This window comes from Cyanobium sp. N5-Cardenillas, assembly GCF_024345515.1.
Classification (GTDB): domain Bacteria; phylum Cyanobacteriota; class Cyanobacteriia; order PCC-6307; family Cyanobiaceae; genus Cyanobium.
In genome coordinates, this window is record NZ_JAGQBG010000053.1 from 1 (window position 1) to 14,842 (window position 14,842).

General features: G+C 68.4%; 14 protein-coding genes. 7 read left to right on the plus strand and 7 right to left on the minus strand.

Annotated features, from left to right (window positions below; all coding sequences use genetic code 11):
• Positions 1-82 precede the first annotated feature (82 nt).
• Positions 83-520, minus strand: a complete 438-nt coding sequence (locus KBZ04_RS06170; RefSeq protein ID WP_254991066.1) for a hypothetical protein — start codon at positions 518-520, stop codon at positions 83-85.
• A 269-nt stretch (positions 521-789) separates the two neighbouring features.
• On the opposite strand from KBZ04_RS06170, the gene KBZ04_RS06175 reads away from it, so the two are divergent.
• The gene (locus KBZ04_RS06175; protein ID WP_254991067.1) at positions 790-3,537 is read left to right on the plus strand and encodes a tetratricopeptide repeat protein; all 2,748 of its coding nucleotides are present in this window, start codon (positions 790-792) and stop codon (positions 3,535-3,537) included.
• A 242-nt stretch (positions 3,538-3,779) separates the two neighbouring features.
• Here the strand turns inward: KBZ04_RS06175 and KBZ04_RS06180 are convergent, their stop codons facing one another.
• Positions 3,780-4,751, minus strand: a complete 972-nt coding sequence (locus tag KBZ04_RS06180) for an integron integrase (protein ID WP_254991068.1) — start codon at positions 4,749-4,751, stop codon at positions 3,780-3,782.
• Positions 4,752-4,850: 99 nt separating this feature from the next.
• Here KBZ04_RS06180 and KBZ04_RS06185 point away from each other — a divergent pair, with 99 nt between their 5' ends.
• The 6 genes from KBZ04_RS06185 to KBZ04_RS06210 all read left to right on the plus strand — a co-directional run bounded on the left by KBZ04_RS06185 (position 4,851) and on the right by KBZ04_RS06210 (position 7,889).
• Positions 4,851-5,105 carry a type II toxin-antitoxin system Phd/YefM family antitoxin gene (locus KBZ04_RS06185; protein ID WP_254991069.1) on the plus strand — a complete coding sequence of 85 codons (255 nt, stop codon included), beginning with the start codon at positions 4,851-4,853 and terminating at the stop codon, positions 5,103-5,105.
• Complete coding sequence (locus KBZ04_RS06190; RefSeq protein WP_254991070.1) at positions 5,089-5,490, plus strand: type II toxin-antitoxin system VapC family toxin; 402 nt, start codon at positions 5,089-5,091, stop codon at positions 5,488-5,490. Before KBZ04_RS06185 ends, KBZ04_RS06190 begins: the two co-directional genes overlap by 17 nt.
• Positions 5,487-6,392 (plus strand): GNAT family N-acetyltransferase, encoded by a 906-nt coding sequence (locus KBZ04_RS06195; RefSeq protein WP_254991071.1) that lies wholly within the window; start codon positions 5,487-5,489, stop codon positions 6,390-6,392. Before KBZ04_RS06190 ends, KBZ04_RS06195 begins: the two co-directional genes overlap by 4 nt.
• A 42-nt stretch (positions 6,393-6,434) precedes the next feature.
• Complete coding sequence (locus tag KBZ04_RS06200) at positions 6,435-6,689, plus strand: type II toxin-antitoxin system HicA family toxin (protein ID WP_254991072.1); 255 nt, start codon at positions 6,435-6,437, stop codon at positions 6,687-6,689.
• Entirely contained in the window at positions 6,686-7,018 is a 333-nt protein-coding gene (locus KBZ04_RS06205) for a type II toxin-antitoxin system HicB family antitoxin (RefSeq protein ID WP_254991073.1), read from the plus strand. The genes KBZ04_RS06200 and KBZ04_RS06205 overlap by 4 nt, the downstream gene beginning before the upstream one ends.
• 103 nt (positions 7,019-7,121) lie before the next feature.
• The gene (locus tag KBZ04_RS06210) at positions 7,122-7,889 is read left to right on the plus strand and encodes a phytochelatin synthase family protein (protein WP_254991074.1); all 768 of its coding nucleotides are present in this window, start codon (positions 7,122-7,124) and stop codon (positions 7,887-7,889) included.
• On the opposite strand, the gene KBZ04_RS06215 is transcribed toward KBZ04_RS06210, so the two are convergent.
• From KBZ04_RS06215 to dnaN, 5 genes are read right to left on the minus strand one after another with little or no spacing between them, the layout of a single operon-like run.
• On the minus strand, positions 7,822-8,907 hold the full coding sequence (locus KBZ04_RS06215; RefSeq protein WP_254991075.1) for a glycosyltransferase family 4 protein: 1,086 nt from the start codon (positions 8,905-8,907) through the stop codon (positions 7,822-7,824). The two genes, KBZ04_RS06210 and KBZ04_RS06215, sit on opposite strands and share 68 nt — an antisense overlap.
• Positions 8,908-8,927: 20 nt before the next feature.
• Positions 8,928-10,439: an amidophosphoribosyltransferase gene (gene purF / locus KBZ04_RS06220; RefSeq protein WP_254991076.1), complete on the minus strand. Its 1,512-nt coding sequence runs from the start codon at positions 10,437-10,439 to the stop codon at positions 8,928-8,930.
• A gap of 23 nt (positions 10,440-10,462) precedes the next feature.
• Positions 10,463-12,808, minus strand: coding sequence for a phosphoribosylformylglycinamidine synthase subunit PurL (gene purL, locus KBZ04_RS06225; RefSeq protein ID WP_254991077.1), 2,346 nt, complete (start codon positions 12,806-12,808; stop codon positions 10,463-10,465).
• Between the two features lie 28 nt (positions 12,809-12,836).
• Entirely contained in the window at positions 12,837-13,709 is an 873-nt protein-coding gene (locus KBZ04_RS06230) for an RNA methyltransferase (protein ID WP_254991078.1), read from the minus strand.
• Between the two features lie 4 nt (positions 13,710-13,713).
• Positions 13,714-14,841, minus strand: a complete 1,128-nt coding sequence (dnaN, locus tag KBZ04_RS06235) for a DNA polymerase III subunit beta (protein ID WP_254991079.1) — start codon at positions 14,839-14,841, stop codon at positions 13,714-13,716.
• Position 14,842: the final 1 nt, after the last annotated feature.

Sequence of the window (14,842 nt, forward strand, 5' to 3'; positions counted from 1 at the left end):
GCGCATCTAACGTTTGAGTTCACTCGCTCGCAGAGGCTGGCACGGCCAGCCGTAGCGAGTCGGGTGGAACGAAGGGTTGGGCCTATGTAGAAGGTTGCGTCGCAATGCGGTCTGCGTCCCATTGCTTGGCAATTCTGGAGAGGAAGCTCTTGGCGCCAAAGCAACGTAGTTTCGCGATACCGCGCGGCGTAGCAAGGCAAATGATGCCGGTCAGCATGCCAACTTCATACGAGACGTCTCCGACCTCTGCTAGGGGGACACTCCACGAATAGTCGCTCTTGTGCAAGAGCTGGTTCACAACGTTGGGTTTGAATGCAACGTGTGTCGCAGTCAGTTCTGCGGTGCCTCCAACCCAGAGCCCACCATAGAAGGTGCGAAAGCCCTTGAGCACGGCCGATAGAACTTCCTCCTGTGGATCAATACCCGCGGCTTTAGCTGCAGCAGAGTACAGGGCAAAGTCTGGCTGCGCTTCTGCGATGAGTGCGTTGCAGGCCTTTCGCACTGGCACGGTCTCGAGCATATCGACCCACTAAGAATTCATCGGATCATAGGCCCAACGCTCTAAATCAGAAGCGGGCTGGCCTCTCAGCTTAGATTACATCCTGTGCCCCCGTCTTCTGCATTTGGATGTTAGACGACTCAGGAAGCGATGCAGATTGTCTATTCTTCTGTTCCATACATCCTGTCCACGGTCTAGGGAATGCTGCTTCTTGTTCAAACTTGTCGACTCTCCCCCTACCCTGTCTCTAAAGTCAAGTCCTGCCTCAACGCCCCATAGCCCCCTGCGCCATGCCGATCCAGCGGCCATCCGAGCGTGAGCAACGGGCCTCGGCCCTGGAGGTGTTCACCGACCGGGAGGAGCTCATCGCCGCCTTTGAGCGGAACCTGGAGCACAAGAAGCCAGAGGAGCACCGTGTGTTGGTGTTCTACGGCGATGGTGGCATCGGCAAGACCACCCTGCTGCAGAAGCTGGAGCAGCTCCACCGCCAGCGCTGCCCGCAGGCGCTGATGGGCCGGCTGGATCTGGCCGGTGCCGACACCACCCCGCCGGATCTGCTGCTGTACCGGCTGCGGCGGCTGTTCCCCAACATCCCCTTTCCCTGCTTCTCCCTGGCGCTGGCGGAATACGGCCGGCGCTTCCACCCCGAGCAGGTGTACGGCAGCGATCGCAACGAGCTGCTCCAGGGGGCGGGGCCCTATGCCGATGTGCTCGCCCAAGGGCTGGATGCGTTGGAAAGGATCAGCGGGGTGGGGCTGGCTGTCGCCGGAATGAAAGCCCTGGCGAAGGGGCATCAGCAGGTTTCGAACTGGGTGCAACGAAGGGCCGAGCCCCTCTTGCAGCGCAGCCAGAGCTCTTCAGAGGAGCAGTTGCTGGCCCAGTTGCCACTGCACTGGGCGAGGGATTTCCGCCAGGCCCTCGCTTCCCATCTCGGACAGGACTGGAATGACCCCACCACCTCCAGCCAGGACTGGGATGACGCCATCAACTACAGCGGACCACCACCCCTTATTGCGCTCGACACCTACGAAACCCTCTGGCACGCGGGGATGGGCAGAAGCGGCCGCCGGCGGGAGCCGCGGGAGCGGTGGCTAGTGGATCTGGTGAGCGAGCTGCCCGAGGTGCTCTGGGTGATCGGCGGACGGGATCGCCTGAGCTGGGAGGAGGGCTACGACCGGGGCTGGAGCGAAGCCTGCGAGCAACACCTGGTGGGCCAGCTCAGCGATGAAGACGCCAGAAGCTTCCTCGCCAAACGGGGCATCGTGGAGCCGGCGATTGTGGAGAAGATCCTCCGCCAGGCCGCCGGGGTGCCTTTCTATCTGGAGCTGGAAACCCAGCTCTACGACCAAACCCCTGCCGAGGAGCGCACGCCAGAGGTGTTCGGTGGCAGCCAGCAGGAGCAGATCGATCGGCTGCTCACCCATCTCGATGCCTCCGAGCGGGCCACCTTGAAGCTGATGGCAGCCTTTGGCCTCTGGGATCGGGAACTGTTCCGCCAGGCGGTGACGCATTTCGCCACGGGCTACCCGGCCACCGGAGCGGCGGAGCTGGGGCGGTTCTGGTCGATCGAACCCGTCGGTGAAGGCCGCTGGCAGCTGCACAACGAAATGGCCCACCACCTGCAGGCCGATGAACGGCAGCGGGATCCGACCACCTTTGAGGCAGTGCACCGCTGGGGGTTCGCCTACTTCGATGGGCCGTTGGAGGTGCTGGAGACCAAGGCGATCCAGGCAAAAGACGCGGAGCGGCTGCAGCGGGCTCTACGTCATGCACGGTGGATTCAGCCGGCGGCCGAATGGGCCACATGGCTGAGTGACAGGCTGGTGCAGCTGGGCAAGGGCACGATCTGGCAGCCGCTGTTGGCGGTTGCTGAGAAGGGCGTGCAGGAGGCGGAGCTGCGGCTGGGGGCGAATGATCCAGCAATAGCAGCCTTGTTAGATCAACAAGCAATTCTTCTCCTTGATATCGCTCAATACGGAGAGGCTGAACCTCTGTTCCGCCGTGCTCTGGCGATCGATGAGGCCAGCTACGGCCCCGATCATCCCGATGTGGCAAGGGATCTCAACAACATGGGGCTGCTGCTGCAGGCCACCAACCGCCTGGAGGAGGCGGAGCCGCTCATGCGGCGGGCCCTTGCGATCGATGAGGCCAGCTACGGCCCCGATCATCCCGATGTGGCTATTGTTCTCAACAACCTTGCGCTGCTGCTGAAGGCCACCAACCGCCTGGCGGAGGCGGAGCCAATGTATCGGCGGTCCCTGGCGATCGGTGAGGCCAGCTACGGCCCCGATCATCCCGATGTGGCCACTCGTCTCAACAACCTGGCGATGCTGCTGAAGGCCACCAACCGCCTGGCGGAGGCGGAGCCGCTGATGCGGCGGGCCCTGGCGATCGATGAGGCCAGCTTCGGCCCCGATCATCCCGATGTGGCAAGGGATCTCAACAACCTGGCGCTGCTGCTGAAGGCCACCAACCGCCTGGCGGAGGCGGAGCCAATGTATCGGCGGGCCCTGGCGATCGATGAGGCCAGCTACGGCCCCGATCATCCCGATGTGGCCATTGATCTCAACAACCTGGCGATGCTGCTGCAGGCCACCAACCGCATGGCGGAGGCGGAGCCTCTCTTCCGCCGTGCTCTGGCGATCGATGAGGCCAGCTACGGCCCCGATCATCCCGATGTGGCCACTCGTCTCAACAACCTGGCGCTGCTGCTGAAGGACACCAACCGCCTGGCGGAGGCGGAGCCGCTGATGCGGCGGGCCCTGGCGATCGATGAGGCCAGCAACGGCCCCGATCATCCCAATGTGGCCATTAGTCTCAACAACCTGGCGAAGCTGCTGCAGGCCACAGACCGCCTGGCGGAGGCAGAGACCCTCTCTGCGCGCGCCGTTCGGATCTTCCTAGCCAGCCGGGGGATAGATCATCCCCAGACCCAGAAGATAAAGAGCAACTACCTGAAAGTCCTTCAAGAACAAGGTTTACCTGAAGCCGAGATCCAGCTCAAGCTCAATGCTTTAGATGGTTATGGCATCGGCTGATTACGGATCAGATGCAACTTCCCAGAAGCCTCTCTCGTCGGCTGTTCTTTCGGGCTGCTCTGTTCGTCTAACTCTTTATTGGACGGTTCCGTGAACCACGGGCCTTCCTAAGCTCCTTTCCGTGAACCACAGCTGACGCCAGTGACCCATCGGTCGAGAATCCTTTCCTGCATAGTGATCTTACTTGGAAGGTCAAGTCGTGCGCTGTGGTTCACGGGTCCGATAACCACATGTAGCCATGGCTACTTCATGTCTGCTGGGCTGCAGACACCGAGCGGCCCCCTATTCAGCACATGGGTGTAAATCATGGTGGTGCTCACGTCCCGATGGCCCAGCAGTTCCTGGATCGTGCGGATGTCCTGCCCCCGTTCCAGCAGGTGGGTCGCAAAGGAGTGGCGGAAGGTGTGGCAACTGGCCGCCTTCGTGATCCCCGCCTCGGCCACGGCCCGTTTCACGGCCTTCTGCACCACGCTCGGATCAAGGTGGTGGCGACCCTGGGTTCCGGTGTTCCGATCATGCCAGCGGTTCTGTTGGGGAAACACCCACTGCCAGGCCCACTCCCGATCCGCGTTGGGATAGTTCCTCGCCAGGGCATAGGGCATCACCACCCGGCCCCAGCCCGCCACCAGATCACCCCGATGCAGCTGGCGCACCTTCAGCAGATGCTCCTGCAGCTGAGGCACCAGGCTCTGGGGCAGCACGGTCAGCCGGTCTTTGCCACCTTTCCCGTCTCGCACCGTGAGCTCATGCCGTTCAACATCGAGATCTTTGACTCGCAGTCGAAGCGCCTCCATCAACCGGAGCCCGCTTCCATACAGCAGCCCCACCACCAGGGCTGCCTCTCCCTCCAGTCGCTGACGCACCGCCCGCACCTCCGCTTCGCTGAGCACCACCGGCAGCCGGCGCCGTGTCCGCGCCCGCACCACCCCCTCCAGCTCCAGATCCCGCTCCAGCAGCTCCCTGTACAGAAACAGCAGCGCCGCCAGCGCCTGGTTCTGGGTGGAGGCACTCACCTGCAGTTCCACCGCCAAGTGGCTCAGAAAGGCATTCACCTCCGCACTGCCCATCTCGCGCGGGTGACGCCTGCCGTAAAACCGCAGGAAGCGCCGCAGCCACTGCTCGTAGGTGTTCACGGTGCGGCGGGCGTAATGGCGCACCTGCAGCTCCTCGCGATAGCGCTGGATCAGACCGGGGGCGCGGCTGGCGTCGGCCATGGCCTTGAGAGTGTGGGGTTTCTTGAGAGTTCCCCCGCCGGTCCCAACCCCATCCCCACACGCCCTAATCTGTACAGACCCCATGTACAGACGCCCACCATGGCGCGCGTCTCCGTGACCCACCTGCGCCAGAACCTGCCGGCCTGGCTCAAGCGCGTGCAGGCCGGGGAAGCCATCCAGGTCACCTCCCATGGCCGGGTGATTGCCCGCATCGAGCCGGAACACGACCCGGCCGAGGAGGCCCGCCGCTGGCTGGAGGGGCTGGCCGGCAGCGTCACCCTGGGGGATGTCGTCGCGTCGATCGCCGATGGCGACGCCGATCTCGAAGGCGCCGGTGATGCTGACCATCTGTGACACCCATGTCCTGCTGTTCTGGGCCCATGAGCCGGGCCGGCTGTCCCGGCGCGCCGCAGCAGCTCTGGAGCAGGGGCGCGCCCAGGGCCAGCTGGCCATCGCCGACATCAGCCTCTGGGAGCTGGCCCTTCTGCACGAACGCGGGCGGCTGACCCTCCCGGAAGCCGTGCCCCCGGCCCTCTACCTGCGGCGCCTGCTGGAAGCCCTGCGGCTGGAGGTGCTGCCGATCACCGCCGAGATCGCCCTGCTCGCCCGGGGCCCCCAGTTCCGCCAGGGCGACCCGGCCGATCGCCTCATCGCCGCCACCGCCCTGCAGTCCCGCCGGCCCCTGATCAGCGCCGACGAGAAGCTCCGCGCCATTCCGGAGCTGGAGACGATCTGGTGAGCACGCCCGACCGGAGCGGCCCCTCCCCCCTCACCATCCGCCCCCTGCAGAGCGCCGACATCCCCACCATCACCGGCTGGGCCCGTCAGGAGGGCTTCGCGCCGGGCGTGGGCGATGTGGCCATCTACCGCCAGACCGATCGCCAGGGGCTCTGGGTGGGCTGGCTCGGCGACGAGCCGGTGGGGTGCATCGCCGGGGTCCGCTACAACGCCGCCTACGGCTTCATCGGCCTGTTCCTGGTGGTGCCCGCCCAGCGGGGCCGGGGCTACGGGGTGCAGCTGTGGCGCCACGCCCTCCAGCACCTCGCCGACGTGCCCTGCATCGGCCTGGAGGCCGCCCCCGACCGGATCGACGACTACGCCGGCTGGGGCTTCGCGCCCGCCTCACCCACCACCCGCTGGCAGCGGCTCGCCGACGACGGCGCCCCGGCTCCGGTGTCCGCCACTCCGGAGCCGCCCTGGTGCCTGCTGGAGGGCGGTGCCATCCCAGATGCCGCCGTGCAGCGCTTCGATGCCGAGCGGGAACCCTCGCCCCGTCCCCACTTCCTGCGCCAGTGGCTCCGGCATCCGGCCGGCACGGTGCTGGCCCTGGTGGATCGCCGCGGCGCCTGCCACGGCTTCGGCCGGGTGCGGCCCTGCCTGCTGCCCGCTGGCGACGGCTGGCGCGTCGGGCCCCTGGTGGCCGACAGCCCCGCCGCCGCCCGGGCCCTGCTCGAAGGCCTGCTGCAGCGCCATCCCGGCACAATCCTGATCGATGCCCCCGGCGCCAATGCCGCCGCCGCACCGCTGCTGGCGTCGCTGGGGTTCGCCCCCGTCTCCCGCACCCTGCGCATGTACCGGGGTGTCCCGCCGGCGGTGTCCCTTAGCAATGTCTACGGCCTGGCCTGCCTGGAGCTCGGCTGATCACTACCCACAAGTGGTACCGTTAATCAGTACCATGCTGGAATGAAGCGGAAGAACCAGCGCACTCTTGAGCTGATCTTTTCCCGACCTGTGAGCGGCAATGTGCCGTGGAAAGACGTGGAAGCGCTGTTTCAGGAGCTGGGTGGGGATGTCACCGAGAGAGCAGGCAGCCGAGTCGCGGTCGTTCTGTTTGGTGAAGTCAGAGTTTTCCATCGACCCCACCCATCGCCTGATACAGATAAGGGTGCTGTCGCATCGATCCGAAAATGGCTTGAAGAACACGGAGTGACGCCATGAATCTCATGACACTGGATGGCTACCAGGCCAAAATTGAATACGACCCGGACACGGATCAATTTCGTGGGGAAATTCTTGGTCTATCTGGAGGAGCCGACTTCTATGGCTCCACTCCGGATGAGCTTCGTCGTGAGTTCAAGAAGTCTTTGGAGGTTTTCCTTGAGGTCTGCAAGGAGCAGGGAATCGAGCCCCGGAAACACTTTTCCGGAAGATTCAATCTAAGAATTCCTCCTGAGCTTCACAAGACCCTGGCGATCACTGCGGAAGTACAGGGAAAAAGTCTCAATAAGCTCGCCCAGGAAGCTCTTCAGAAAAGTGTGACGACATAGACAAGGGGACAGCAAGGCATTGGAGTGCACGATTCATCACCGGTTCCCTACCTGGAGCTCGGTTGACCCCCAGCCCAGAGATGGCTCCCCTACCTTCGATCCCATGCCACCGCGCTCGACCATCCCGTTCCCCGGCCTGGTGCTGCTGGCGCTGGTGCTGGCGGCGCCGCTGGCAGCCGGGCGCCTGCGGGCGGCACCGATCCCCCTGATGGAGCCGGCGGGCATGGACCTGCTGGTGGCCAGCGGCGAGAGGGCCGACTACGGCCCCCTTGCCGAACAGTTCCTGACCCAGGCCAACCTCGCCTACTGCGGCGTGGCCAGCGCCGCCATGGTGCTCAACAGCCTCGCCGTGCCCGCCCCGGCCGTGCCGGGCTACGGCCGTTACCGCTTCTGGACCCAGGAGAACGTCTTCGAGGTGCCGGCCGGCAGCCAGGTGGTGAGCGCCGAGGTGGTACAGCGCCAGGGCATGACCCTGGCCGAGCTGGCCGCCCTGCTCTCCAGCCACGGGGTGACGGCCGAAGCGATCCATGGCGACCGGCTCAGCCTGGAGCAGTTCCGCGCCCTGCTGCGCGCCAACCTCAGCCAGCCCGGCGACCGCCTGCTGGCCAACTACCTGCGCCAGGCCCTCGGCCAGGCCGGCGGCGGCCACATCGCCCCGCTGGCCGCCTTCCATGCCCCCTCCGACCGGGTGCTGATCCTCGATGTGGCCCGCTACCGCTACCCCTCGGTGTGGGTTCCGGTCGCCGACCTCTGGGCCGCGATCCGCACCCTTGATTCCACCTCGGGCCGCAGCCGCGGCCTGGTCACGATCCGGCGGCTGCCGGGGGGGACACCGCCTCCAGGAAGCGTTCCGCCACCCGGTCCCAGCTGAACGGCCCGACGTGAGCGCGGCCGAAGGCCCGCTGCTGGGCCTGCAGCGCGGGATCGGTGAGCAACGTCAGAAGGGCCTCGGCCAGCGCCTGAGGATCCCGCGGCGGCACCAGCAGCCCTGCCTTCCCGTGGGGCACCACCTCGGGGATCGCCGTGGCGGTGGTGCTCACCACCGGCAGCCCGCTGGACATCGCCTCAAGGAACACGATCCCGAAGCCCTCCTGGATCGACGGCAGGCAGAACACCGCACTGCGCCGGTACCACTGCCGCACGGCGCCGTCGTCGGGCAGGGCCCCCAGCAGCTGCACCACCTCCCCCAGCCCCAGCCGCTCCACCAGCTCCCGCAGTGCCCCGTGCTCCGGCCCGTCGCCGATCACCACCAGCCGGGCGCTGGGCAGCCGCTGTTGCACGCTCTGGAACGCGGTGATCAGATCCCCCACCCGCTTGCGCGGGTACTGGCGGGCCACGCACAGCACGGTATGGAGTTCGCGGGGGGCGGCATCCTCGGCCGCCGGGTTCCACAGCCCGGTATCGATCCCCTCCGGCACCAGCCGCAGCCGCTCGGCCGGCACGCCGTAGTGCTCCTCGATGCGCTCGCAGCAGTAGCGGCTGGTGGAGAGCACCAGCGGCGCCCGCCGGGCGTTGAGCCGCTCCAGCCGCGACAGGCTCCACAGCATCAGCCGCGGCCAGCCGCTCTCACAGCGCGACTCCTCGGCCAGCACCCCCTTGATGCAGCACACGTAGGGCACCGGGCAGCGATGCGCCACCCGAAAGCCGTCGATGTCGAAGCCCACCACCAGGTCGTAGCGGCCTGCTGCTGCCGCCAACCGCTTGGGCAGGGTGAGGTTGAACCAGAGGCGGCGCAGCAAAAGGTTCCTGGGCCAGGCCCCCTCGGGCACCAGCCGCTCCACCGTGTGGCCCCGGGCGATCAGGGCCCCGGCCAGGCCGCCGATGGCCGCCGCCGTGCCGCTGCCCTCGGCCACGTCCTGCAGCCAGGAATCGAGAAAGGCGATACGCATGCTGCGGCCGGCCGCCGGGCCTACACCCGCGCCGCCAGGCCGGTGGGCTCGAGCATCAGCTTGCTGTTGCGCACCTCCTCATCCATCTCGATCGGGTACTGGCCGTCGAAGCAGGCGGTGCAGAAATGGCTGGAGTTGGCCTGGGCCGCCTCCACCATGCCCTCCTTGCTCAGATAGTTGAGCGAATCAACGCCCAGGTGCCGCTCGATCTCCTCCAGCGTCAGCCGGGCGGCGATCAGGTGGTCCTGGGTGTCGGTGTCGATGCCGTAGAAGCAGGGGTGGGTGACCGGCGGCGAGCTGATCCGCATGTGCACCTCGGTGGCACCGGCATCCCGCAGGGCCGCCACCAGCTTGCGGCTGGTGGTACCGCGCACGATCGAGTCGTCGATCACCACCACCCGCTTGCCGGAGAGCACATCCGGCAAAGGATTGAGCTTCACGCGGATGCCCGCCTCCCGCATCGCCTGGGTGGGCTGGATGAAGGTGCGGCCCACGTAGCGGTTCTTGATCAGACCATCGGCGAAGGGGATGCCACTGGTGTGTGAATAGCCGATCGCCGCCGGGATGCCCGAATCGGGCACACCGATCACGATGTCCGCCTCCACCGGGTTCTCCCGGGCCAGCACCTCACCGATCCGCACCCGGTAGCTGTACAGCGATTCGCCGAAGAAGCGGCTGTCGGGCCGGGCGAAGTAGATCATCTCGAAGACGCACAGCTTGCTGGGCTCCTCGCACCAGCGCTGCCGCTCGGGGATCGGATCGGCCTGGCGGAAATGGATCAGCTCGCCGGGCTGCACATCATCCACAAAGCTGGCGCCGATGATGTCGAGGCCGCAGCTCTCGCTGCTGGCCACCCACTGGCCCTGCTCCGGTTCGCCCAGCATCCCGAACACCAGGGGCCGGATGCCGTGGCCGTCCCGCAGGGCGAACAGGCCGTCGGGGGTGCCGATCACCAGGCTGAAGGCGCCGCGGCAGCGGGCCGCCGCCGCCCGGATCGCCGCATTCCAGCCCAGGCCGGAATCCACCGCCTCCTGCAGGGCGAAGGCGATCAGCTCCGAATCGGTGGTGGAGGTGAACTCCCCGGCCAGGTGGGCGAGCGAATCCCGCAGCTCCGCCGCATTCACCAGGTTGCCGTTGTGGGCCAGGGCCAAGGGGCCCAGGCGCGTCATCAGCACCACCGGCTGGGCGTTGCAGACCTTGCTGCTGCCGGTGGTGGAATAGCGGTTGTGGCCCACGGCCAACTGGCCGGGCATCCGCTCCAGCACCTCCTGGTCAAACACCTGGCTCACCAGGCCCATGTCCTTGTGCAGCCGTACCTTCACGTCGTCGAAGACGGCGATGCCGGCCGACTCCTGGCCCCGGTGCTGCAGGGCGTAGAGCCCGAAGTAGGTGAGGTTGGCCACCGCCTGCCCCGGCGCCAGAACGGCGAACACGCCGCAGGCCTCCTCCGGTTTGTCGGGGCGGTCGATCTCGGTGTTTCCTGTGTTCTGCGCATCACGTTGATCGGCGCAGGGCACGGGACGTCTCACCATGGGGGAAGCTTCATCTTCGCCCATTACCTGTCGGGTGGGGGCCCGGCTTTCCGCAACCGGCCGGGGATCGCCTGCTCGTAGGTGTCGCGCAGCTGCTCCACCGCCAGCGCCAGCAGCGGCTCGCCGCCCCGCGCCACCACCAGGCGGGATTCCGCCGTCACCGTGCCCAGGCACTGGGCCGGCACCGACTCACCCGCCGCAGCCAGGGCGGCTCGCCAGGCCCCCTCCTGCGCGGGGGCCACGCTCACCAGCAGCCGGGCCCCGCCCTCGGCGAACAGCAGCCGGTCCGGGCGCGCCTCGCCGGCGGGCAGATCCAGCTCTGCCCCCAGGCCCGAGGCGATGCAGGCCTCCGCCAGCGCCACCGCCAGACCGCCATCGGAGAGGTCGTGGGCGGAGCGCACCAGTCCCGCGGCGATGGCCGCCCGCAGGAAGCCCTGCACATCCAGCTCCAGGGCCAGGTCCATCAGCGGCGGGCGGCCCGTGAGCCGGCCGTGCACCACCTCCAGATAGCTGCTGCCCCCCAGCCCCAGGCGGTCGTCGCCGTTCTCATCGAGCGGCACCCCCAGCAGCCAGATGGCGTCGCCGGCCTGGCGCCAGGCCAGCCCGGTCACGTGGGCCAGGTCGTGCACCAGCCCCACCATGCCCACCACCGGGGTGGGGTGGATCGGCTGCATGCGGCCATCCGGCAGGCGGGTCTCGTTGTACAGCGAGACGTTGCCGCCGGTGACCGGCGTGGCCAGGGCGCTGCAGGCCGTCGAGAGGCCCCGGCAGGCCATCGCCAGCTGCCAGTAGCCGGTGGCGGTGTCGGGGGAGGGGAAATTGAGGTTGTCGGTGACGGCCAGGGGCTCGGCGCCGGTGCAGGAGAGGTTGCGGGCCGCCTCCGCCACCGCCGCCATGGCGCCCCGCTCCGGATCCAGGGCCACCCAGCGGTTGGGGCAGTCGACCGTCGCCGCCACGCCGCGGGTCGCCGCCGCCATTGCCCCCGGCCCCTGCTGGGGCCGCAGCCGGACGACAGCCGCATCGGCGCCACCGGGCAGCACCACGGTGTTGGCCTGCACCTGATGGTCGTACTGGCGGTACACCCAGCGCTTGCTGGCGATGGTGGGGTCATCCAGCAGGCGCAGCAGCGCCTCCGCCATCGCCAGGCCCCCGGCCGAGGCCGGTGGCAGCTCGGCTTCGCTCCAGGTCCAGTGGGCCTGGATCTCGGCCGGGGGTTCGGCCAGCAGCTCGTGGTGGTTGATCGGCGTGTCGTCCGCCAGGGCGCTGGCGGGCACCTCGGCCGCCACCTCACCGTGCTGCAGCACCCGCACCACGTTCTCCTGCAGCACCCGGCCCACCACCGCCGCCTGCAGCCCCCAGCGGCGGAAGCGCTCCATCAGGGGCTCCTCCCGGCCGGCGGCCACCACGAACAGCATCCGCTCCTGGGACTCGCTCAGCAGGAATTCGTAGGCCGTCATGCCCGACTCCCGCGCCGGCACCCGATCCAGATCCAGTTCGATGCCCAGGCCCCCCTTGGCCGCCATCTCTGAGCAGCTGCAGGTGAGGCCGGCGGCGCCCATGTCCTGGGCGGCCACCACATCGCCGCTCTGGAAGGCCTCCAGGCAGGCCTCGATCAGCCCCTTCTCCAGGAACGGATCGCCCACCTGCACGGCGGGCCGGTCGTCGAGGGAGGCCTCGGTGAGCTCGGCGCTGGCGAAGCTGGCGCCGCCCATGCCGTCACGGCCCGTGGTGCTGCCCACGTACACCACCGGATTGCCCACGCCCACCGCCCCGGAGCAGACGATGTCGTCGGTCTCCATCAGGCCCAGGGCCATGGCGTTGACCAGCGGGTTGCCGCCGTAGCTGGGGTCGAAGGCCACCTCACCCCCCACCGTCGGCACACCGACGCAGTTGCCGTAATGGGCGATGCCGGCCACCACCCCCTCCATCAGGCCCACGTTGCGCTCGTCCTCCAGCGGCCCGAAGCGCAGGGCGTTGAGCAGGGCGATCGGGCGCGCCCCCATGGTGAAGATGTCCCTCAGGATGCCCCCCACCCCGGTGGCCGCCCCCTGGAAGGGCTCCACCGCCGAGGGGTGGTTGTGGCTCTCGATCTTGAAGGCCAGCCGCTGGCCTTCGCCCAGGTCCACCACGCCGGCGTTCTCGCCCGGCCCCACCAGGATGCGGGGGCCGGTGGTGGGGAACTGGCCCAGCAGGGGGCGGGAGTTGCGGTAGCAGCAGTGCTCCGACCACATCACCCCGAACATGCCCAGCTCGGCACGGTTGGGGGGCCGGCCGAGGCGGCGCACGATCTCGTCGTAATCGCCCTGGCTCAGGCCCTCCTTGCGCAGGGCCTCGGGCACCGAGAAGGACGGGGTCGAGGCAGAAACCACCGGGGGGCGCGGCAACGGCCCTCCAGTATCAGATCCAGGGGTCGTCGTCCCCGTGGGGTTCGCGGCCCCGGTAGCGATCGCGGCGGGGCGCCGGCGGCTCCGGCGGCGGCTGGCGGGGCGGTTCGGGCGGGGCTTCCGATTCCTCGGGCCAATCCTCCAGCGGGTCCGGCTCGTCGCGGTCGTCGGCGTAGCGCTGCTCCGGATAGGGGTCGCCGTCGTAGCGGTCGCGGGGGTCCGGATCGGGGTCCCGGTCCCGCTCGGGCCAGGGGATCTCCTCGCGAAAGGCCTCCGGCCAGGGGGGCTCCTCCAGCCAGCCCTCCAGCCGCTCCTCGACACGGCCGCCCACCTCCTGCACCTGCTCCTTCCAGCGGCGCGAACGGCGCAGCAGCTGCTGGCGCACACTGGCGCGGGCCACCGGCAGGTCATCGAGGCCCCGCAGGGCGGTGAACACCCGGCCGGGCTGCTGGTCGACGATCCGGTCGGGGCTCAGGCGCCAGCGGCTGGTGCCCGGCAGCCGCGGATCGCTGCGGGCCACCAGGTAATGGAGGATGCGGCCGCTGCGCAGCTCCACGGCGGCATCGGCCACAAGGCCCAGGGGCACGTCATCGGCGCCGGTGAGGGCCGCATCGATCAGGGTCGGCAGGCGCTCCAGGGTGACCGCATCCGTCTCCGCCGGCTCCCCCTTCACGAACACCTCCTGCTCCCCAAGCCCCCGCAGCTGATCCAGCCGCCACACCAGCCGCCGCTGGGCAAAGGCCGAGGGCCGGCTGGCCCAGCCCAGCAGCCGGTGCACCGGCGGATGCATCCAGGCCAGCACCCCCGCCCCACGTTCGAGGCCCTGATCGCACCGCACCTGCCGCCGCAGCAGATCGCTCAGCAGCAGCTGCTCGGGAAGACCCACGGGCTCAGCTGGTGCGGATCTGGACGGGCATCACCAGGTAGGTGAACGCCTCGTCGGCCCCCACCGGCGCCAGCACGGCCGGGGTGGTGGCGGCGTTGCACTGCAGCACCACCTGGTCGGAACCCATGGCCTTGAGGCCATCGAGCAGGTAGCGGACGTTGAAGGCGATCTCAATCGCCTCCCCATCGATCGTGGCCGCCAGCGATTCCGAACCGCTGCCCACGTCCTGGGCGTCGGCCCGGATCGTGGCCGTGCCGGCGGCGGGGTCGGCGCTGATCTTGACCACGTTGTTGTGCTGGTCAGCCAGCACCGCCACCCGCTCCAGGGCGGCGATGAAGGCGCGGCGGTCGAGCACCAGGCGGCGCTGGAACGACGGGGGGATCAGCTGGCGGTAGTTGGGGTAAGTGCCATCGAGGCTGCGGCTGGTGAGCACCTGGTCGGCGGTGAGCACCACCACCTGGCCCCGCTCGCAGAACAGGCTCAGGGGCTCCTGGGAGCCGCGGCCCGACAGGATCCGCTCCAGCTCCCGCAGGGAGCGGGCCGGCACCGTGACGGCGAAATCGGCGCCTTCGGCGCCGGCGGCCTCCGTCCCGGGGCTGGCGGCGGACTCCACCGCATGGGAGAGGCGCTGCACGGCCAGCCGGTGGCCATCGGTGGCGGCGCACTCCAGACCCTCGCCATCCAGGCGCAGGTGCACACCGGTCAGGAGTTGCTTGTTTTCATCCGGGCTGCTGGCGAACAGGGTGGCCCGCAGGCCCTTCACCAGGGCCTCGGCGTGGAAGCGGATCGGGGTGCCGCTCTGGGCCAGGGGCAGGTCGGGATAGTCGTCGGCGGGCATCCCCCGCATCTTGTAGCTACCGGAAAGGTTGGTCAGCTCCAGCTGCTCCTCGCCCTCCGGGCAGCTGAGGCTGATGGGGCTGTCGGTGGCCAGGCGGGCCACGATCTCGCCGAACATCTTCGCCGGCAGGGTGATGGCGCCGCTGGTCTCGACGGCGGCGGGCAGGCTCGTCTGGATGCCGAGGCTGAGGTCGAAGCCGGTGAGGCTGAGGCGGCCGGTGCCCGCATCGGCGGTGAGCAGCACGTTGGCCAGCACCGGGTGGGTGGGCCGCGTCGCCACCGCCCGGCTGACCAGC